General features: G+C 61.5%; 17 protein-coding genes and 1 pseudogene. 15 read left to right on the top strand and 3 right to left on the bottom strand.

Annotated features, from left to right (window positions below; all coding sequences use genetic code 11):
* Positions 1 to 21: 21 nt before the first annotated feature.
* The 3 genes from CCR96_RS12755 to CCR96_RS12745 form a co-directional block, all read right to left on the bottom strand.
* Positions 22 to 4227, bottom strand: a complete 4206-nt coding sequence (locus tag CCR96_RS12755; protein ID WP_201220489.1) for a PAS domain S-box protein — start codon at positions 4225 to 4227, stop codon at positions 22 to 24.
* Positions 4224 to 5474 (bottom strand): EAL domain-containing protein, encoded by a 1251-nt coding sequence (locus tag CCR96_RS12750; RefSeq protein WP_201220488.1) that lies wholly within the window; start codon positions 5472 to 5474, stop codon positions 4224 to 4226. The genes CCR96_RS12755 and CCR96_RS12750 overlap by 4 nt, the downstream gene beginning before the upstream one ends.
* A gap of 83 nt (positions 5475 to 5557) precedes the next feature.
* Entirely contained in the window at positions 5558 to 6229 is a 672-nt protein-coding gene (locus tag CCR96_RS12745) for a transglutaminase-like cysteine peptidase (RefSeq protein WP_207191952.1), read from the bottom strand.
* Between the two features lie 17 nt (positions 6230 to 6246).
* Here CCR96_RS12745 and CCR96_RS24620 point away from each other — a divergent pair, with 17 nt between their 5' ends.
* The 15 genes and pseudogenes from CCR96_RS24620 to CCR96_RS12670 form a co-directional block, all read left to right on the top strand.
* Positions 6247 to 8529: an HD domain-containing phosphohydrolase gene (locus tag CCR96_RS24620; protein WP_242519006.1), complete on the top strand. Its 2283-nt coding sequence runs from the start codon at positions 6247 to 6249 to the stop codon at positions 8527 to 8529.
* Positions 8529 to 9344 carry a metallophosphoesterase gene (locus tag CCR96_RS12735; RefSeq protein ID WP_201220486.1) on the top strand — a complete coding sequence of 272 codons (816 nt, stop codon included), beginning with the start codon at positions 8529 to 8531 and terminating at the stop codon, positions 9342 to 9344. Before CCR96_RS24620 ends, CCR96_RS12735 begins: the two co-directional genes overlap by 1 nt.
* Positions 9344 to 10765: an O-antigen ligase family protein gene (locus CCR96_RS12730; protein ID WP_201220485.1), complete on the top strand. Its 1422-nt coding sequence runs from the start codon at positions 9344 to 9346 to the stop codon at positions 10763 to 10765. The genes CCR96_RS12735 and CCR96_RS12730 overlap by 1 nt, the downstream gene beginning before the upstream one ends.
* A gap of 72 nt (positions 10766 to 10837) precedes the next feature.
* Positions 10838 to 11887, top strand: coding sequence for a Gfo/Idh/MocA family protein (locus CCR96_RS12725; RefSeq protein WP_274601114.1), 1050 nt, complete (start codon positions 10838 to 10840; stop codon positions 11885 to 11887).
* 16 nt (positions 11888 to 11903) lie between these two features.
* Positions 11904 to 12233, top strand: a complete 330-nt coding sequence (locus CCR96_RS12720; RefSeq protein ID WP_201220483.1) for a hypothetical protein — start codon at positions 11904 to 11906, stop codon at positions 12231 to 12233.
* Positions 12230 to 13882, top strand: a complete 1653-nt coding sequence (locus CCR96_RS12715; protein ID WP_338035874.1) for a DegT/DnrJ/EryC1/StrS family aminotransferase — start codon at positions 12230 to 12232, stop codon at positions 13880 to 13882. Before CCR96_RS12720 ends, CCR96_RS12715 begins: the two co-directional genes overlap by 4 nt.
* The gene (locus tag CCR96_RS12710; protein ID WP_201220482.1) at positions 13879 to 14478 is read left to right on the top strand and encodes an acyltransferase; all 600 of its coding nucleotides are present in this window, start codon (positions 13879 to 13881) and stop codon (positions 14476 to 14478) included. The genes CCR96_RS12715 and CCR96_RS12710 overlap by 4 nt, the downstream gene beginning before the upstream one ends.
* A gap of 54 nt (positions 14479 to 14532) precedes the next feature.
* Complete coding sequence (locus CCR96_RS12705) at positions 14533 to 15975, top strand: oligosaccharide flippase family protein (RefSeq protein ID WP_201220481.1); 1443 nt, start codon at positions 14533 to 14535, stop codon at positions 15973 to 15975.
* The gene (locus tag CCR96_RS12700) at positions 15972 to 16937 is read left to right on the top strand and encodes a sulfotransferase (RefSeq protein ID WP_201220480.1); all 966 of its coding nucleotides are present in this window, start codon (positions 15972 to 15974) and stop codon (positions 16935 to 16937) included. Before CCR96_RS12705 ends, CCR96_RS12700 begins: the two co-directional genes overlap by 4 nt.
* A gap of 30 nt (positions 16938 to 16967) precedes the next feature.
* Positions 16968 to 18473 (top strand): AMP-binding protein, encoded by a 1506-nt coding sequence (locus tag CCR96_RS12695; protein WP_201220479.1) that lies wholly within the window; start codon positions 16968 to 16970, stop codon positions 18471 to 18473.
* Positions 18473 to 18712, top strand: coding sequence for a phosphopantetheine-binding protein (locus tag CCR96_RS12690; protein ID WP_201220478.1), 240 nt, complete (start codon positions 18473 to 18475; stop codon positions 18710 to 18712). The genes CCR96_RS12695 and CCR96_RS12690 overlap by 1 nt, the downstream gene beginning before the upstream one ends.
* Positions 18709 to 19635, top strand: a complete 927-nt coding sequence (locus CCR96_RS12685) for an AAC(3) family N-acetyltransferase (RefSeq protein WP_201220477.1) — start codon at positions 18709 to 18711, stop codon at positions 19633 to 19635. The genes CCR96_RS12690 and CCR96_RS12685 overlap by 4 nt, the downstream gene beginning before the upstream one ends.
* Before the next feature lie 38 nt (positions 19636 to 19673).
* Positions 19674 to 20294: a DUF433 domain-containing protein gene (locus CCR96_RS12680; RefSeq protein WP_201220476.1), complete on the top strand. Its 621-nt coding sequence runs from the start codon at positions 19674 to 19676 to the stop codon at positions 20292 to 20294.
* Entirely contained in the window at positions 20275 to 20649 is a 375-nt protein-coding gene (locus tag CCR96_RS12675) for a DUF5615 family PIN-like protein (RefSeq protein WP_201220475.1), read from the top strand. The genes CCR96_RS12680 and CCR96_RS12675 overlap by 20 nt, the downstream gene beginning before the upstream one ends.
* A gap of 72 nt (positions 20650 to 20721) precedes the next feature.
* A pseudogene (locus CCR96_RS12670) lies at positions 20722 to 21127 on the top strand (polysaccharide deacetylase family protein); the annotation flags it as partial.

The raw sequence follows: 21127 nt of genomic DNA, 5'->3' as shown, positions 1-21127 counted from the left end.
AATTTAATGTTTTTTAATGCTTTAGCGTCGATCGGTGCATGGTCTGAGCAACAGCCGAAAGACCGCCCCTTGACCCGGTGTCGACTCCACCACCAAGCCTGCCCCTGAGCGGAGCGCAAACTGTTGCACCATGAACAGGCCGAGACCGTGACCACGTTGTTTGGCCTTGGTCGAGAACAGCGGCTCGAACAGCCGACTCAGCGTCTTGGCGCCCATGCCGCAGCCAGTATCCGCGACGCTGACCTCGACATAATCGCCCGGTATCAGTTCGCCGACGGCCAGGGCTGGCGTGCCGCTCCAGCGTCGCGGTTGCGCGCGGATGCTCAGTGTGCCCGCCTTAGGCATGGCATCGCGGGCATTGAGCGCCAGGTTCAGTAGGGCAGACTGCAAAAAGGCGAGATTGGTCTCGGCACGAAGATCCGGCACCAACTGCAACTCGAGCTGGATGCGTGCCGGCAGGATGTGCTGCAGGATGCGGCAGAGTTCATCAATGGCCGGGCCGAGCTGAGTTGGACTGATCCGGATGCCGCCGGTGCGGTTGAGCGAGAGCATGCCGGCGGTGATCACCGTGGCCTGTCCTAGGGCGCTCAGGGTCTCGTCGACGATGTCGTCAAACTCGTGGAGTTCCGGGTGCGCTGGCAAACGCTGGAGCGCAGCCTGCAGATACTGCAGGTTACCCCTGATCACGCTGAGCAGGTTATTGAAGTCGTGAGCAACCCCACTGGCTAGGTGGCCAATGGTCTCGCGCTGCTTGGTCTGCATCAGTAGTTGTCGGGCCTGCTCCTCGAAGAGGAGCGCGGCCAAGCGCTGTCCGACCAGCCAGATCGGCTCGCGATCGAGCGCTGAGACGTCATCTGCCTGCTGTTGCGACCAGAAGCTGAGCGCGAGCGTCTGGGTTTGGCCGTTGGGTTCGCGATAATCCAGGGTGATCAGCAGGGCGCTGCGCCAACCGGCCTCGCGACAACGCCGCGGCAACTGATCGCTGGTGATCACCTGGGCCATGCAGTGGTGGGCGCGGCAGCGGGCCAACAGCCTGCGGCCGAGTCGGGTCGGCACCCGTTGCTCGGTATCGACGGCATAACGCGCGTGCCGCTCATAGGTTGCGTCGTCTTTGATCAGCGCCAGCTCGGCAAAGGCCATCCGCAGATCCCGACAGCTGAGCGCCAGCAGGGCCTCGACCTCTTGCTCGAACGACAAGGCGCGGTTGCCCAGATCGAGCAGCTGCTCGAGTTGACGAGTGTAGGCGTCGAGCGCTTGCTCGGCCTGTCTGCGCCGCTCGGTCTCGAGCAGAACCTCGGTGATGTCCTCGAACATCCCCAGTAGGATGGGTGCGTGGTTCTGCTCCTGCGGGATCAGCACCACGCGCAGATCAGCCCAGACGATTTCGCCGGTTGACTTCAGGTAGCGCTTTCTCATCCGATACTGAGATCGCACACCGGCGAGCAGTTCGGCATATAGGGGGCGCTCGCGCTGCAGATCCTCGGGATGGGTGAAGGCGTCCAAGCCCTTGCCGATCAGCTCGGTTTGGCGGTATCCGAGCAACTGACTCATGGCCTGATTCACGAGCATCAGGCGAACCTCCTGATCGGCGGTCGCGATGCCGATGGGGGCCTGGTCGAGGATCGCGGCGAGACGCGACTCACTCGCGCGCAACTGCTGCTCCGTGCAATGGCGTGCGCTGATGTCGAAATCGATACCGCGATAGCCTTGGATCTGGCCCTGGTCATCGACGATGGGCAGCCCATCGCTGTTGACCCACAGCAGACTGCCATCGGCGTGCTGCAGGACGTTGGTCAAGGCCTGGCTCGGTTGGCCCTGTTCCAGTAAGGTCATCAGCTTGGTCTTCAGGCGTTCACGCTCGGCCGCCGGGAACAGGTCATAGAAGTATCGCTTGCCGACCAACTGCTCGGGCCGGTATCCGAGCAGGTCTTCGATGACCGGGCTGAGATAGGTATAGCGGCCTTCGGCATCGACCTCCCAAGCCACGCTGCGGCTTTGGCGCGCGACCTGTTCATAACGCTCCTGGCTCTTGACCAAGGCGCTATGGATGCGTGCACGGCTGAAAGCGCCGACGAGCAAGCGGGCGAGGATCTGGAGCATGTGCATCTCGGCGCTGAGCCAGGTGCGCGGTGCAACGACGGCGCCAAAGCCAATGAAACCGGCGAGGCGCTGTCCCTCTATGATGGGCACCAAGTGAACCGATTGAATACCCTGGCGTTCAAGAACCTTACGCTCTTCCGCCCAGTCCTCGCCGAGATCGGCAACACGCGGCACCACCACCGATGCGCCTTTGCGCATCCAGGTGATCGCGGCCGAGAACTGATCGGCGGCCAGATCCTGCAGCTGGTCGATCCTTGACGCTACGTCCGGTGCAACCCACTCATGGGTCTTGCTCAGGCGGACTCCGTCTGCAGTGAACTGAAACAGATAAGCGCGATCTGAATGGGTGAATCGGCCCATGCGCGCAAGCGATTGGTCGATCAGCGCGTCGAGCCGCTGGCTACTTTTCAGGGCAAAATCGGGCAGGGCGAAATCGGTCGCGAGCTGTATCAGCTCATGTTCGATGGCCTCGCGCTGAGCCAGATCCTGCTCGGCGCTCTTTTGCTCGGTGATGTCGCGGCCAAGCGAGACGACGCTGCGAACCCGGCCGTGCGCATCAACGACGGGACGATCGAGCCATTGCAGCCAGCGCCAGCCGCGGGCGGTGAAGACGAACTGCTCGCGCCGATGCTGGTCGGTTGGCCAGTGCAGTGCCGTTGCTGGCTCAGGGTGGTCATGGCGATTGCTAGCGCGGTGCTCCTCGGGCTCAGCGCCGCGCTGATATGACTGCTCGACCTGGCCGATCAGCTCGGCCTCGCCACGGCCGAACAGGCGGCAGTAAGAGGGGCTGACAAATTCCAGGCACCCCTGAGCGTCGGTGCGCACGATCAGGTCTTCGAGGTTGTCGATCACCAACCGATAACGTTCACGCGCCAGGCTGAGTGCATCATGTTCCTGCTGCAACAGGCTGAAATTGTCGGCGATGTTGGCGCCCATGCGCTGGATCGCCTGCGCCAAGCGTTCGAGCTCGAGCACCGCAGTGGGCTGCAGCCAGGCCATCGGCTGCCCGGCGCGGATGCGTTCTCCCAGTTGCGAGGCAACCTCATTGAGCTGATCGAGGGGGCGGGTCAAGACCCGGCTCAGCAGTTCGGCGATCAGGGCCGCGATCAAGACAAGCCCGAGCAGCAGGCCAAACAAGCGTATGAGCCGCGCATGGAATTCATCGATGACCAGGGTGGCGCTGACCTCAACAACAAGCCAGTCTGCGGCTGCCGTGCGCGGCAGTGGGATCTCGACGCGATAGCGCGCTGCACGCCATTGCTTGATCAAGGTTGGCGCGTGCTGCCCTGGCGCTCTGAGCCAGAGCCCCTCGACCTGCAGCTGAGACGGCTCCTGCATCCGTTCCTGTGCCGAGATCAGTGCGAGGCTGGGTTGCGCCGATGCAGGTAGGAGGGCGGCCAGTTCCTGCTCGAGATCGGCCAGGGTGTCGATCAGCGGGCTCTGACGGTTGCGCTCGAGGCTAAGGCTGACAAACTCCGCAAACCAGTGCAGTCGATCACGCAGCTCGGACTCGATGTCGTGCCTCTGGTCTTGGTTCTGAACCGCGATCAGTGCCATCACCGGTACCAGCATCGCGGCGAGTAGGAGCCTGAACAGCAATTGCCGCAGCGAGCCGCTGAGCGGCTGCTGTCGCAGCAGGGCAACGCCAAGCAGGATGAGCTGGGCAAGCACGGCATTGAGGATGCCATTCAACGGCTGTTTCAGGGCCAGCAGCCACAGCTCTATGAGCGGCAGGTCGATTGTATGCCGATACAAGCCGAGGATCGCCGGCAGGCCGATCAACAGCCAATACAGGCCGACCAGCCGGATCAGGGGTTGGATGTCGCGCTCCCGCCCCCGCTGTTGGCGCCACTGGACAAGTCCGACGACAAAGACCGCCTCAGCGACAAAGATCAGGAATGCAGAGGATTGATCCCAGAGCAGATTGGTATAGAAAGCCGCGCTAGTGGCGACCAGAATCGCCGGCAGCGCCCCGAGCCAGGCCAGCGCCAACCAGACCGCAATGGAGCCAAAGATCAGATTGACGCCAAAGAACAGCGACAGGTTGAAATGATTGCCGGCCACCGCCAGCACCATCAAGCTGAGCAACAGCAGGAGTCGTCGTCCGTAACGCCATCTTGCCGTCATAGGGCGGTCGATAAATGGTTGATCCCCGCTCGCAATGGGTCGTTGGAAAAGCGCTGGATGAACTGGCTGATCGGCATCGGTTCGCCGAACAGATAGCCCTGCGCCAACGGCACGCCTTCGCTCACCAGCACCTCGCGCTGCGCCTCGGTCTCGACGCCTTCGGCGACCAGTTGCAGGTCGAGATTGCGCCCGAAACCGATGATGGCGCGCAGGAGTTGCAGCGATTTAGGCGAATCGAACATCTCCGAGACGAAGGAGAGATCGATCTTCAGGATCTCGAACGGCAGCTCAGCTAACGCTCGCATCGAGGAGTAGCCGGTGCCGAAGTCGTCGATCACCAGTCGGGTGCCGGCAAGCTTGAGGCGCGCAGCGAGCGATTGGATCTGTTGGGGCGATCGGCTGACGGCGGTTTCGGTGATCTCGATCTGCACCTCGCAGAGGGTGTCGAGGGTACTGATCAGGGCGCGGACCAGGTTGATGGTGCGCTGATCACGCAGGCAGCCGGCGGAGAGGTTGACGGCGAGAAAATCGAAATTGAGCGCGGAGAGTCGGGTGCGATGCGCAACCACCGAGCGAAACAACGACTCGGTGATGCTGTAGAGCAGATCCTGGTTCTCGGCAAGCGCAATGAAGCTGCTGGCGTCGAGAATCGAGCCATCCGGCATGCGCAGTCGGGCCAACACCTCAGCCCCCCGCAGTGAGCCATCGGTGAGCGAGACGATAGGCTGCAGATAGGGGATCAGTGTGTCTTTATCACCCTTGCTGATCAGCGACTGCAGCAAGGCGGCATCGAGGCGTGGCGGTGGAGTCGATGGACGCGGTCTGGCGTCAGGGGCTGCCTCATCCTGCGTTGGCGTGTCGGCCTCCGGCACCAGGGGCATGGCTTCCAGGTCGTCGAGCAAGGCCGGCAGCTCGCTGGCGAGTCGGGCCTTGCTGATGATGCCTCGGACCGGAATACCGCGGCTGTTGGCAATGCGGCGTGCCGTGTCGAGAAGGCCGTCGCCACGGCCGGAGAGCAGCACCAGTGGCTGCTGGATGTTGTTCTGCGCAAGCCAATGGATGACGTCGACGCCGGATTCCTGGCCGAGACCCAAGTCGAGCAAGACCAGGTCGGGCGGTTGCTCGGCGATCTCCGCCTTGAACGCACTGACCGAGGAGTTGAAATGGAATGTATGCCCGATGCGCCCAAGCATGCGGCGCAGCAGTGGCTCGACGCGTGGGTCGTCGTCAAGGCAGGTGATGAGCATTGAAATCCCTGAGCGGATGGCGCTGAATGGATGTAAACGTTCGACTCACTGTTAACGCAAACGCCACTCCCTGCAAGCTGGCTTTATTGAAGAAGTGTAAAGAGCCACCAAGCCTCTTCGTTGGCGGCGAAAATCGGTTTATAGTGCTTCACCGCGTTGGCGGGGATGACGCGGTCGATCTGGTTGTCCAGCATCATGATGCGATCATTGAGCCTGACCAGGGTCACACTGTGAGCAACGCCGAGATTGAGATCCTTGATCACGACGAGCCGCAGATCGTCATTACTGAATCCAAGTGCGCGCAAGCTCAGAAATTTTATGATGGCGTAATCTTCACAATCACCATGCTTCTTGAGAAATTCATCGGGTGTGCTCCAGTAATCGTCCTGATTCCAGTTGGTGGGGTCGGTGATATAGCGCCAGTTGTTGGCGAATCGGTTGACCTCGCGCACCTGAACGGCCCTGTCCTTGCCGCGCAGCCTGTCGAGGGTTTGCATCCAGTCATGGTCGTCACGACAGCCGCCTGAGTCGCAGTCGCGCTGGCGACGCTGCTCGATCCGAAAGCGCTTGAGCACATCTTGCCACTTGGGGATGGGGCGAAAATTGGTGAATTGTTTACCAGACTCACCAAAGATGCCGGCGCTTTCAAAATGTTCGGCGGCGGCGGTATTAGCCAGTAGGAGACTGCTAAAGCTGAGTTGAACCGTTAGCAGTACAACCAAGCGCCGTTCGCGCCGGCTGGGCGTTCTTTTCATGCACGCGCTCTCATCGAATGTCAACGCCGATTATAGAAGACCCGCACAGCAACGCGCCGATGAACAAGCGCTTGCAGGTGGCGCTTGCGGCATTGGTGATCGTGTTTCTGGCTGCACTGGCCGGGGTCTTTGCCTTTGCGCAACAGGAGTATGCGCGCGATCAGCAGCAGCTGCGATGGCGCCTGAGCATGGTTGCTGACAGCCGCGCGCAGGCGCTCGAGTACTGGCTCGATCAACAGCAAGCGGTCGTGCTCGGGTTGGTGAATAACGAATCCTTGCAGGTGTATCTCAACGTGTTGCGGATGCAGGCCGAAGCCCCTGAGATGAACGTCGACAGCGGCGAGGAACTCGGCTTTCTGCGCACGCTGTTGGAGGTGACCGCACAACGCGGCGGTTTTGTCTCAAGGGTTGAGGGAGGCCCAGTCCGCGCTAACGTCAAGCGACTTGGCCTCGCCGGATTGGCGCTGCTGGGTCCGGACGGCGGGATCTTGGTCGCGAGCGCCGGCATGCCCCCCATCAGCGCCGCCTTGGCGGCGTTCATTGCCGAGACGCCACTGACCGAGCCCGGTTTCTTGGATCTACGCCGCGATGCCCAAGGCCAACTGGCCTTGGGTTGGCTGCTACCAGTGCTGACCGAGCAGGGTAGGGGCCAGGGCACCACCGTCGCGGCACGCTTGCTGGCGCTGCGGCCAGCGGATACGGCGTTTTTTGCCACGCTGAAACAGCCCGGCCAGACCATGGCGACGGCGGAGACCTATCTCATCCGCCAGAGTGGTCACACGCTGGAGTTTCTCAGCCCGCTCGCCAATGGCACCGCGGCCTTGAGTCATCGGATCGCGATCGGCGAAGAAGACTCTGTGGAGACGGCGGCCTTGCGTAAGCCAGGCGCCTTTCACGCCGGTTTGGATTATTCGGCAACACCAGTGTTTGCAGTGAGTCGCCAGATCCCGGGCACACCCTGGGTGCTAGTGCACCAGGTCGATCAAGCGGAGGCCCTGGCGCAGAGCAAGCGCCGTCTGATCACCCTGATCAGCCTGATGTTGGCGCTGCTGATCGGCTTTGTCTCGATCATCCTGTTCGCCTGGCGTTATGGCAGCTCGGCGCGCATTGAGCAGGTTGCCCGTCAATACCAGGCCTCTTCGCAGCGCTTCGAGGCCCTGTCTCGGTTTCTCGACGCGGTCAGTGATACGCAGCCGAATGCGGTGTTCGCCACCGACGCCCAGGCACGGCTGACCTTTGCCAATCGTCGCACCTCCGAGCTGACCGGTATCCCCAGGCCAGAGCTGACGGGTCGCAGCCTGATCGGGGTGTTTGGGCAAGAGCGCGGCCGGTTTTATCAAGCGCTTATCCAGCGCGCCTATGAACAGCAGCAGGAGCTGATCGTCACTCGCCATTTTCATTTACAGCCTGATCCGGGCCTGCTCGGATTGTTTGAGTTTTGCCAGAGCAGGACTGAGCAGCGGCTTACGCAGGCCAGCAATGCGCCCAACAATGCGCCCAGCAATACGCAATCGCAGGCGCTGAGCGCCGCTGATCATCCCTCGCCCGGCTCCGAGGCCGAGGATAGCGAGCAGGTTTGGCGTTCTAATCATCACCCTCTGCCCCGAGACAACCTGCATGCGGCCGTGGTGTTGACAACGATTGAAGACTTGACCGCGCTGACCGAGGAGCGGCGCCGGCGCGAGCGCAATACGCTGCAGCTGATCGACACCCTGGTGGGTTTGATGGATGAGCGCGACCCAAACTCAGCCAATCAGTCATTGTTTGTGGCGCAGGTGGCGCGCGAGATGGCCATTGAGTTGGCGCTGTCGTCACTGTTGATCAAGACCGCGGAGCAGGCCGGTCGCTTGGTGAATATCGGCAAGATTCGGGTGCCCAGTGACCTGCTGACGAAACCGGGGCCGCTGACTAAAGCCGAGCGTGCGCTGGTGCAAGATGCGCTCGATCAGGGGCCGAGCTTGCTCAAGCATCTCGAATTCGAAGGGCCGGTGATCGAGACCTTGGCGCAGATCAATGAGCATTGGGATGGGAGCGGACGACCGCTGGGCTTGGCCGGCGAAGCGATTCTACCGACGGCTCAGATCTTGGCGGTGGCCAACACCTTTGTCACGCTGATCAATGCGGGTACGTTTCGAGCTGGCCAATCGTTCCAACAGGCGGAGTCGGAACTGCTGGCGGATGCGGGCCAGCGCTTTGACCGGCGAGTGGTATTGAGCTTGCTCAATTTCTTGAATAACAAGGGGGGGCGCTCACGCTGGGCAACCATGACGCGCGACCAGCCCTGCTCTGGAGGAGCCTGATGGTATTTGCATGGCGTCGTCAGCGGGCTGAGGAAGCCAAGACCCTGGAATCGGCCCAGACCCCTGCGGGCATGCGCATCTACGCGGTGGGCGACATCCATGGGCGCGCCGATCTGCTCGAGCAGCTGCAGGGGCAGATCGAGCAGGACGCTGCGCGGCACCCTGACAAGGTGCGGCAGTTGATCTATCTCGGCGACTATGTCGACCGTGGACCACAAAGCCGCGAGGTGCTGGAACTACTGAGTCGGCGTCGGTTGCCTGGTGTGACCAGCCATTGTCTGCTGGGCAATCATGATCAGGCCATGCGCCATTTTCTGCGCGATCCGCTGACTGGTGCGTATTGGCTCGAGCTCGGTGGCCTAGCAACCCTGGTGTCTTATGGGGTGGGCGTCTGGTCGGCAGACCCTGTAGACCCCGCAGACCCAACTGAAATCGCCGCTGCGCTGCGGGCTGCGATGCCCAGCCACCACCAGGCGTTCTTACAAGACTTGGCGCTGAGCCGCTGTGTGGGCGATTTTTGCTTCGTGCATGCGGGTATTCGCCCGCGGATTCCGATTGCGCAACAGCAGCCCCAAGACCTGATCTGGATTCGCGAGCGCTTCTTGAGCGAAACCAAGCCACATCCCTACGTCGTGGTGCATGGGCACAACGCCAGGGCAACGGTTGAGCTGTGCTCGAATCGGATCGGCATCGATACCGGCGCCTATGCCACCGGCCGCCTCAGCTGTCTGATTCTAGACGGTGCAACGCGGATGTTGATCGACACCCAACAAGGCGGCCCGCAGCCGCTGCCTTCGCCGACCGGAGCCCGCTGATGCTCGAAGCCTACCGACTGGCGCCAGCCCTAGCACGCAGGACGGCGCCGCCACGCGGGCTGCCGTTCTGGGTCTTCGCTGCCGTATTGCTGTTGAGTCCGCTGCCCTTTGCCAGTGTCTATCCGGTTTGGCCGGCCGTCTATGGGGTCTTGATCGCGCTGGCTGTTCTGGCCCTCGTCCTACAGCGCTGGCGTCTGCGTCGCGGGCTGACCATGCCGCAGCCGAGCGTGCTGGCAGCCAGTCTGCTGGCGCTGGCGGTGATCGGCTGGGGCTTCGCCCAAAGCCTGCCCGGGCTGCTGCCGGCCTGGCAGCATCCGGTGTGGGAGCAGACCCGTGAGCTGCTTCAGCTGCCCGAGTTGGCGGGCACGCTCGCCTTGGTGCCCGAGCGTTCGGCCCAGGTTGCAACCCATTATCTGACCTATCTGGCCTTCGCCTGGCTGGCCTTTTGGCAGTGTCGGCGCAGCCGCAACCGGAGTCTGTTACTCAAGCTCTTCATCGCCGCGCAGGCAGCCTATGCCGGCTATGGGCTGATCGTCGACTTCTCCGGGCTTAACAGTATTCTCTGGTTCGACAAGCAGGCCTATCAGGGCGTGCTGACCTCCACCTTTGTCAACCGCAACAACTACGCCACCTATGCCGGGCTCGGCATCCTGGCCGCCCTGGCCTTGATGCTGCGCTCTCTGCGCCAGCTCCTAGCGCGCGATGCCGAGCCCCGGGCGCGGCTGCGCGACTTCGTCGAGACCCTGGCCAGTGCCGGCTGGCTGCTGGTGATGGCGGCGCTGCTGTGTTTTCTGGCGCTGTTGCTCACCGAGTCGCGCATGGGCTTGGTCGCGTTTCTTGCTGCGCTGACGCTGCTGCTACTCGGCTGGAGCCTGCGCTTGCCGAGCGGGCAAACGCGGGCCATCGGGCTGGGGCTGATGAGCCTGCCGCTGCTGTTGCTGGTCATCAACCTCATGCTCAGCGGCGATCAGACCACGGCCCGATTTGCGCATCTCTTTACCCAAGGCGATACCCGCCTGGATGCTTACCCATTAATACAGCAGGCGATTGCAGAACGACCTTGGACCGGCTATGGGCTGGGAAGCTTCGAGTCGGCCTTTCGGCTGGTGCGTGATGCGCAGATCCCATCCTTACTCCGCCGAGCGCACAACGATTATTTGGAATTGGCCCTAGAGATCGGCTGGCCCGCCACTCTCGCACTCATCAGCGCCTTCGGCCTGCTGTTGGCTGCAGCCCTGCGCATGATCTTACAGCGCGATGAGTTCGAGTTTGCGCTGTTGTTTGTGGTTGCAACGGTGCAGATTGGTCTGCATTCACTGGTGGACTTCAGCATGCAGATGCCGGCTGTCGTATTCGCCTATCTGTTCTTGGCTGGATTAGCGTTTGGGGGGATGCCCCGCAATCCGCTTCACACTTCTTAATCAGAACCTGCTTGTTCCATCATTCGCGGAAGGTGCACAGTTGACGCTCAATCGTTGAGACGGAACCCCTTGATGCCTTCTCCCATTCATCACCGCAAGCTCCGGATTGCCGTCGTTGGCTGCGGGCGTATCGCTAAGAATCACTTCAGCGCCATTGAAACCCACGCGGATGATTTAGAACTCGTCGCCGTTTGTGACACCAACCCCGGCGTTCTCAAACAGCACGCAGACCGCTACCAGCTCCCCGGCTTCGCGCATCTGCCAACGCTACTCAGCCAAGAACAGCCCGATCTCGTCGCCCTCTGCACTCCCAGCGGTCTGCACGCCGAGCAGACCATCACCGCTGCCCGCCATGGCGTGCACGTGATGACCGAAAAGCCCATGGCCACCCGCTGGCAAGACGGCGTGCGCATGGTCAAGGCCTGCGACGAGGCCGGCGTGCACCTGTTCGTGGTCAAGCAAAACCGCCGCAACGCCACCCTGCAGCTGCTCAGGCGCGCGATGGACGAAAAGCGCTTCGGCCGCGTCCATCTGGTCCACCTCAACGTCTTCTGGAGCCGACCGCAGGACTACTACGACCAAGCCAAATGGCGCGGCACCTGGGAGTTCGACGGCGGTGCCTTCATGAACCAGGCCAGCCACTACGTCGACCTGCTCGACTGGCTCGTCGGCCCGGTCGACAAGGTCCAGGCCATGGTCAGCACTACCCGCGACATCGAGGTCGAAGACACCGGTGTGCTCAACGTGCGCTGGCGCAACGGCGCCCTCGGCTCGATGAGCGTGACCATGCTCACCTACCCGAAGAATCTGGAAGGCTCGATCACCATCCTCGGCGAGCAGGGCAGCGTGCGCGTCGGCGGCGTCGCCGTCAACGATATCCAGCTCTGGGACTTCGCCGAGCCGCGCGACTACGACGAGCAGATCAAGGCCGCCAACTACCAGACCACCAGCGTCTACGGCTTCGGCCATCCGCTCTACTACAAGAACGTCATCGACAGCCTGCGCGGCGAGGCCGAACCCGAGACCGATGGCCGTGAAGGGCTCAAGTCCCTGGAGCTACTGATCGCCGCTTACCTCTCCGCGCGCGATGGCGGTACAGTCTCGCTGCCACTCGAGTATTAGCGCATTAGGCCTGAACATGCACATCGAAGCCATCTACGATCAAGGCCGTCTCGAATTTCAGCGCCCAGTCACGCTCAAGCATCAGCGGCTACGCGTGCGCGTTGAGATCCCAGACCAAGAGATCATCGACGCCCAAGCGCCCAGCCTGCCGACCTATGAGCTTGCAGACTTTCCAGCCGAGATCCGCGACAAAGTCGAACGCATGACCGCAATCGCCGAGCAGGCCAGGCGGGAGATGTTGCCGGCAAGTGCAACCGCGGATACCGAGTCAGAAGAAGCGCAACAACGCTGGGCCGCCGTTGAACTGCGCAATGCCTCGCGCGCCGAGCAAGGGCGGGTGCCGTGAAACAGCTCCTGCTCGATGTCAACATCGTTGTTGACCTCTGCGTCGAACGCGCCGGCTCCGCAAACACCCGCCTCGCGCTCGCGTTGGCCGAGGCCAGTGGTGCCTCCCTCTGGGTCTACACCGGATCAGTGCAGACACTCGAATATGTCGTCGCCTTAGAACTGCGTGGCAAAGCGCACCACAACGGCGAGACACTCACCGGTACGGCCGCGCGTGCTCAGGCCCGTGCACTGCTTGAACGCATCACGGCTGGCTATCAATGGCTCGCGTCCCTCTCGGCAGAAGGCCCCTTGTTCGCCGAAGCAGACCCCGAAGACGCCCAGCTCTATCACGCACTGAACCGCTTCGCCGAAGGCACCGCAAACCTGCTCACACGCGACGGCGGCATGCTCGCCGGTTACCCAGACCGTGCCCTGACACCCGAAACCCTCATCGAGCGGCAACACAACCCCCGAACCGAGCCGGCGCCAATCGACTTCGTCGACCTCAAAACCCAACAAGACGCCATCCGCCCCGCGCTCGAGCAGCAGATCCATCGCGTTCTGCACCACGGCCAATACATCCTCGGCCCCGACGTCACCGAACTCGAGCAGCAACTCGCCACCTTCACCGGCGCCCAACACTGCATCAGCGTCGCCAGCGGCACCGAGGCCCTGCTCATCAGCCTCATGGCGCTCGACATCGGCCCCGGCGACGAGGTCATCACCACCCCGTTCACCTTCGTCGCCACCGTCGAGGTCATCGTCCTGCTCGGCGCCACCCCGATCTTTGTCGACATCGAGCCCGACACCGGCAACATCGATGCCTCGCTCATCGAGGCCAAGCTCAGCGAGCGCACCAAGGCCATCCTGCCCGTCAGCCTCTATGGCCAACCCGCGGACATGGACGCCATCAACGCCATCGCCACGCGCCATGGCCACCTCCCGGTCATCGAAGACGCCGCCCAAAGCTTCGGCGCCAGCTACCAGGGCAAGCGCAGCGGAAACTTAAGCACCATCGGCTGCACCAGCTTCTTCCCCAGCAAGCCACTCGGCTGCTACGGCGACGGCGGCGCCATCTTCACCAGCGACGACCGCCTCGCCCAAGCCTGCCGCGAGATTCGCGTCCACGGCCAGAGCGCGCGCTATGTGCACAGCCGCATCGGCGTCGGCGGCCGCATGGATACCCTGCAAGCCGCCATCCTGCTCGCCAAGCTCCCGCGCTTCGAGCACGAGATCGCCCAACGCCAAGCCGTCGCCCGCCGCTACCAAGACCTGCTCGCGAAGGAAGAAGACAGGCGCACAGAGACGCCAAGCCGCCAAGCACAAGCCAATCACCAAAACGCCCTGAGCACCTTAGCGCCGTTGCTCGAGCCATTCCGCGTTTTGCCCTGGCCGCAGGAAGACCGCACCAGCGTCTTCGCCCAATACACGCTCAGGGTGCAAGACCGCGACCGCCTGCAGGCCAAGCTCAAGGAGCAAGGCATCCCCACCGCCGTGCACTACCCAGTACCGCTCAACGAACAACCGGCCTACCGCCAGCTCTGCTGCCCTGGATGCACCCCGGTCGCTAGCCGCATCGCCACCGAAGTCATGAGCCTGCCCATGCATGCCGACCTCACCGAGGCCGACCAACAGCGCATCGTCACCGCCTTCAAGGCCAGCGTATGAACGACCCCCGCACCCACGCCAGCATCCACCCAACAGCCATCATCGACGAAGGCGCCCAGATCGGCGCCGGCTCGCGCGTCTGGCACTGGGTCCATGTCTGCGGCGGCGCGCGCATCGGCCAAGGCGTCTCGCTCGGCCAGAACGTCTTCGTCGGCAACCAGGTCCGCATCGGCGACCGCTGCAAGATCCAGAACAACGTCTCGGTCTACGACAACGTCACCCTGGAAGAAGGCGTCTTCTGCGGCCCCAGCATGGTCTTCACCAACGTCTACAACCCGCGCTCGCTGATCGAGCGCAAGGACGAATACCGCGACACCCTGGTCAAGAAAGGCGCCACCCTCGGCGCCAACTGCACCATTGTCTGCGGCGTCACCATCGGCGAGTTCGCCTTCATCGGCGCCGGTGCGGTGGTCAACAAAGACGTCAAGCCCTATGCGCTGATGGTCGGCGTGCCGGCGCGGCAGATCGGCTGGATGAGTGAGCATGGCGAGCAGATGCCGCTGCCGTTGGAGGGGGAGGGCCGCTATACCTGTCCGCAGACCGGGGCACGCTATCGGCTCGAGAACGGTCAAGTCAGTCAGCAAGCGCCTGTCTGAGTACGCCTTGCCAGCCGTCACCCCACGACCGAGCACCTCAGACAAGCACTCTGGATGATTGCGAGCGCAAAAGCTGGACTGCGACGCCTGCTGCCCAAGAACGCCTTCGCCCGCGGCGTCAGCGTGCTGGTGGGCGGCACGGCCGGGGCGCAACTGCTCACGGTGCTGGCCGCGCCGCTGCTCACGCGCCTCTACAGCCCGGAAGACTTCGGCCTGCTCGCGGTTTATGCCAGCCTGCTCGCGCTGATCGGCGTCATCTCAAGCCTGCGCTACGAGCTCGCCATCCCGCTGCCGGAAGACGACGGCGAGGCTGCCAACGTCGCCGTGCTGAGCCTGATCCTGGTCGGGATCAGCGCGCTGCTCAGCGGCCTGCTGGTGTGGCAGCTCGGCCCGGCCATCGCCGACATGCTCGGCGTGCCCGCGCTGGCCGGTTATTTCTGGCTGCTGCCGGTCGGCGTGCTGCTTGGCGGTGCCTACACCGTGTTCAACTACTGGTCTGTGCGCACCAAGCGCTTCAGCACCATCGCCGGCACCCGACTGCGCCAGGCGCTAGCAACCGTCGCCATCCAGCTCGCCGCCTTCAAGCTCGGCGGCATCGCGCTGCTGTATGCACAGGTCGCCGGGCAGAGCGTCGGCACCACCAGCCTGGGGCGACCAGCGCTGGCGAGCGCGGGATTTCGGCAGGTGAGTTGGCGGGGGATTGTGAAGGCGGCGGGGCGGTATCGGCGGTTTCCAATTTTTACGACTTGGGCTGGGCTGTTTAACACTGGAGGGACGCAACTGCCACCTGTGATGATTGCAGCCTTCTTTACGGCCGCAGGCGCAGGGCTCTATGCTTTGGCGCATCGCGTACTGACGTTGCCGCTCACCTTGTTTGGATCAGCGCTTCAAAGCGTATTTCTATCCAGTGCTGCTGAGGCGTACCGAAATAACCAGTTAGCCGGTAAAGTTCGGCGACTGTTAAATATCCTTACTCAGATCGCCGTGCCACCTGCGCTCATCTTGGCACTGACAGCGCCAGACCTTTTCGCGCTTGTGTTTGGTGAGGAATGGCGCGAAGCCGGCGTGATGGCGCAGTGGATGACGCCTTGGCTTGTAATGCAGTTCTGCACAGGACCACTGACGATTATCAATGCCGTTGCTGAAAAGCAGCATCTTGGTCTGATCATGCAGGTGCAGCTCTTTGTCGTCAGAGTCGCAATGATTCTTCTTGGTGCCTATTATGGCGATCTACTGCTTACGATCGTGCTGTTTTCTGTTGGTAGCGCTGTCTCCTACTTTGTATTCTTATGGGTTGTGCTCGCTATTGCTGGATTGCCAATAAAAATATTTCTGGGATCGCTTGGGAAAGCCCTGGTGATTTCACTAGCCATCGTTACACCCATCCTGCTGTTCCCTGAGTTCATGAATGACGGCTCTCTTGCTTTGGGTGTCGTCTCTGCTCTTGCATTGCTTATAGGCATGCGTTTCTTTGCGCTATTTCATTATCAGTTATGAGCTTTACGATTCGTAAGTACCTGAATCCGAAAAACTATGCGAGACGCGCTTTCGGACTGGCTAACCGTTTTGCTCTGGAGCAAGTCGAGACATGGATAGCTCCCGATCCGGATTTGCCTTTACGGCATCCACCGATTTTTTTCGTCGGTGCGCCACGCTCTGGCAGCACACTGGCCGTTCAGGTTATTACGGATACCTTAGATGTCGGCTACATCAGCAATCGGCATTGCCAATGGTTTGGTGCACCGGCATTGGCGGAACAGCTATTTCATCCAACCAAAGACCGGCCAAGATCTGATTTCCAATCCCGTCAAGGAACAACCGAGGGCAGTTATGCACCTGCGGAATGCGGCGAATGGTGGTATCGCTTCTTTCGTCGTAAGCCGCCGTACATGACGCTGGATGAGGCTGTCCCTCGTCGGATGCGCCAGTTTAGGCGCTCTGTAGCAGCGTTAACCAACGCTTTCGATAGACCAATCCTTTTCAAAAACCTTTATGCTTCGCTGCGTGTTCAGGCGATCGCACACTATTTGCCAGAAAGCCTTTTTATTGTCACACATCGCAATGAAGTCGATAACGGACATTCGCTGCTTGAGGTGCGATATCAGCGCTTCCAGGATTATGATACTTGGCTTTCAGTCGAGCCGCCAGAGATTGATCTGTTAAAAAAACTACCAGCGCATGAACAGGTGATTGAGCAAATCCGGCATACACATCTGACAATCGACAGAGATTTGGGCCTTGCGGGTATTGGTGATGCCCGCCGTTTTGATCTTGTTTACGAAGATTTTTGCGATAATCCGAGCAAAACTTTGGAGCAAATTCAGGCTTTTCTGTCGAAAAACGAGTGCAAAGTGATCCAGCGAGCTAAGCCTCCAAGACGTTTCAAGCCAAGACGTGAAGTGAGGATCGACGCCGATATCTATAAACGAATGGTGACCTACGCAAAAGAGACCGCTTAGCGTAGCAAGTACTTCGCTGGATTTGAACTCATGAACGATATCTCAACCAACGTCATTCTCGATAATTCTGCGTTCCGTCGCGTCGGTTACATCGACAACGATTCCTCCCTCACTCAAGCCGATGTCCTGACTTGCGCCTCCGCACTAGCGACTCACAGCCCAAGCCGCATCGACGGCGTGCAACAAGGCATTTGCATCCTCCTGTCCCGCAGTGCGCAATACATCGCGGCGATGTTCGCCGCCTGGCGCGCGGGCTTCTATGTGGTGCCGCTCAACACCGCTTGGCCGGCGCAGAAGAACCTCGACATCATCGATCGCATCCAGCCAGCGGCGGTCCTGGTGGATGACGGCGCCTCACTCGACACCCAATGTCTGGTGCTGACGACATCCGAGCTCTTTGCCGCGCCGGACGCCGCCGTCAATGAGGAGTCGCGTCATCCAGCCGGCCGCCTGCTCGCCACCGACATCGCCTATGTGATCTTCACTTCCGGCTCGACCGGTGAGCCGAAAGGGGTGGTGATCACGGCGGGGGCCTTTCGCGCCTACGTCGACTGGACGCGGCGTTTCTTCGGCGCCTACGCGGGCGCGCAGCGCCTGCTGCTGACCTCGGAGCTGACCTTCGACATCACCATGGGCGATATCGCCTTTGCCCTGGCCTTCGGCACCGACATCGGTGTGGCGCGCCACAACACCAACATCCCTAGCGTGCTGGCGATGATCATGCGCCATCAGATCGATGTGCTCTATTCGGTGCCGACCACACACCTGGCGCTGGTCGCCTTCGCCAAGCAGAAGAAGGGCGCGGACCTCTCGACGCTGCGCCTGATCCTCTCCGGCGGCGATCGCTTCCCCTGGCAGCTGGTACATGATTACGTCGCGCTCACAGACGGGGCGCACTTTTACAACGTCTACGGCCCCACCGAGGTGACCATCAACTGCTTTGCCGTGCGGCTCGATGACAAGTTCGGTTTGGAGGCGGCAGGGAAACCCGTTCCGATCGGCGCCTGTTTCGATTCCTTGGATCATGTCCTGCTGGATGAGGATGGAACGCCCTGCGAAGAAGGCGAGTTGTGTGTCACCGGCCCACAACTGATGCTCGGCTACCATGGCGATCGTGAACGGACCGAGGCGGCCTTCATCGAAGACCCACGCTTGCCCTTTGCGCGGCGTCTGCTCTATCGCACCGGCGATATCGGCTACGAAGACGACGGCCTGATGTATCTGAAAGGGCGCATCGATGGGTTGGTCAAGATCAGGGGCTATCGGATTCATCCGGACGAGGTCTCCAAGGCCATCGATCAGCTCGAAGGCGTGGATGTGAGTGCCGTTGTGCCCTTTGGTTCACAGAGCGAAGCGGCATTGGCAGCCTTTGTACGCTTGCACAAAGGCGCTGAGCTGAGCGATGCGCAGATCATCGAGCGACTGCGCGAGCGCTTGCCCGCCTACATGATTCCGAGCCGGCTGCTATTCCTGGACCTGTTTCCGCTGAATCAGAGCGGCAAGATCGATAAGAAGGCACTCGCTGGGAGGTTGTAGTGGCGTTGCAGGATGAGGTGCTCAAGGTCGTGAGCCGGGTGATCAAGGTGCCCGAGCATGCGTTATCGTCGGATGCAGGGCTCGGCATGGTGTCCGGTTGGGATTCGTTGAATCACACGACGCTGGTTCTGGAACTGGAAGAGGCGTTTGAGGTCGCCTTTGACTTCGACGAGTTGGATCGCATCGTCACGGTTTCCGCCATTGTTGAGTCGTTGCAGGCAAAAGGGGTGGAGGGGTGAATCGCGTCCTGCGTCGGCTGCGATCCTTGCCATCGATGCTGGTGGCTCGCGCCTCGTCGCGTCTCCATGAGCGGCGTTGGACCTCGCCTGAAGCCACCGTCCCCTCCTCTGTGACGCTGGAGGCCATTGAGGCATTTCTGGCTCGGGCCGGTATCCACGAAGGCGCAACCCTGATGGTGCATTCGGCCTGGGAGCCCCTGAACAGCGGTGGGTTTGGCGCGGCTGAGCTGGTCAAGCGTTTGCTGGCGGTGGTAGGGCCAAAGGGCACGCTAGCGATGCCCGCGTTTCCGCCTTATTCGGCGCAGGTCTCAGGTGCAGTGTTTGACGTGCGTCGCATGCCGTCCGCTGGCGGACTGCTGACCGAGGTGTTCCGGCGCTACCCTGGCGTGAGCCGCAGCATCAATCTCAACCATTCGGTCTGCGCCATTGGCCCGAATGCTGATTTTCTGACGCGCGATCATCACCGCAGCGAGACCTCTTGGGATCGGTTTTCTCCTTACTACCGTCTGCGCGAGTTCGACGACGCCTGGATCGTCGGCCTCGGCGTTGGCCACCGACTGAAGGTCGCCACCTCGTTGCACTGCGTCGAGAGCGCGCTCTGGAAGGAAAACGCCTATTTCCGCAAGCTGTTCCGCGATGAGGTCTGCTACCGCTACAAGACCGCTACGGGCGAGATGGGCGAGCACTACTACAAACAGCGTACAGGCCAGATCTACACACCCAAGCTCGCCAAGCACTTCACGCCCGATGAGTTGATCGAGGACGCCATTGAAGGTTTGGAGGTTTACGCCATCCGCGCGCGCACCCTAATCGATAAGGCTATCTCGCTGGGGCTGGAGGGGAAGACCATGTACGTCTGGCCGGTGCCTTGGCCTTGGTGCTTCTCCCACAAACGGCGATCGCCACCAGATGATCCCTGCTAAAATAAGACTCATACTGAGTTGGTATTTTGGAGGGAATGATGTCTCTGACGTTCGAGACCCGTGTCGCCGCTGCCGCGATCGCGCAGAGCCCGAAGTGGATGCGGCAGGAGTTTACCCGGGTGTTGCAGGTCTCCGCGAAGGCGACGGACAGGAAGCGGCATCGGCTGGCCTTTCGGGAGGTCCTGTACTTCAAGCTCAAAGGCGCGCTTGAGTCAGGAGGGGTACAGATGCATCCCGAGGACCGGCGTGCCTTGTACCAGGTGTTGGTGGACAAGCCGAGCGAGGTGGGTGCTTGGCGGCGAAAGGGGCTCAGGCTGGAACGCACGGGCGAGGTGCCGGTGACCATCGATCTGACCAAGATTGCGCGGGCGACGCATGCGACCTTGCGGGCTTATCAACGGGGTGCCGATCTGGTGGAGTGCCGCGCGGATATTTGCTCAGGCGAACTGGTGTTCCGAGGGACACGGGTGCCGGTGACGCAGGTGGTGGAGCAAATTCGCGCCGGCGTGCCGGTGGTGGAAATCGCCGAGGACTATCCGCAGCTCAGCGCACAAGCGCTGCAGTATGCCGAGCTGCGCGCGCGCATGGGCAAGCCCCCGGGACGACCGGCAAAACCCTTGAAGATCCAGAGGTCCGCGGTTGAAGCTGCTGATCGATGAAAATCTTTCGCCGCAGCTAGCTGCTTGGGCGAACGAGCAGGGGTTAGAAGCCAGCGCGGCGATCTACGTGGGTCTGCAGGGCAAGCCTGACATTCAACTCTGGCGTCATGCCTATGCACATAGCCAGATCGTCGTGACGGTGAACGTCGGTGATTTCCTCTGCCTTGCCCGAACGGTAGAGCTTCACCCTGGGGTGATCGCCTTGCGCGAGGCTGGCCTAGCTCGGAGAGCGCAGTGGAGTCGATTGCAAGAAGCCATTGAATTTGTACGACTCAAATGCGCTGGCGATCTGACGAACCAAGTGCTTGAAGTGAGGGGCGCCAAGGATCTGGTGTTGCATGCCATTCCTGAGTAGATTTTGCAGCGCCATCCAGGCTTGCACGCTCATCGACAAGATCATCTAGCGTTTCCAAACACCCTGAACCCCGTGCTTGACATCCAAACTCCACCCGGCTGCGAGACCGAGCGCGCCTACATCCTAAGCGTGCTCCTAGACGACTGGCTTGGCCTGCCTTATCGCCTGACGCAAGCCGCGCGCGACGATGTCTGCATCCGCCTCACCGATCAGCCCGGCGAGTTGCGGCTGCCTGACCATTTTTTCAGCCAGTTCCGGGAGGCCCCGGAGGCCTGGCTCAGCGACGCCTCGCTGCCGGTCTTAACACCTGCGGTCCAACTGCCGAGCTGGGATAGCCGCGCGCTGGCGCCAGACATCCTGCTCACCGATCCGCGGCTGCCGATCCTCTATGGCGACGCTGACACCAGCCCCGGACCTGGGCGCGCGGCCGAGCAGGGCGACCGCATCGATCTGCCACTCGATGTCTTCGGCGCCGCCT

The sequence above is a fragment of the Halochromatium roseum genome, from assembly GCF_016653315.1.
Classification (GTDB): domain Bacteria; phylum Pseudomonadota; class Gammaproteobacteria; order Chromatiales; family Chromatiaceae; genus Lamprobacter; species Lamprobacter roseus.
This window is presented reverse-complemented; position numbering and strand designations above follow the sequence as displayed.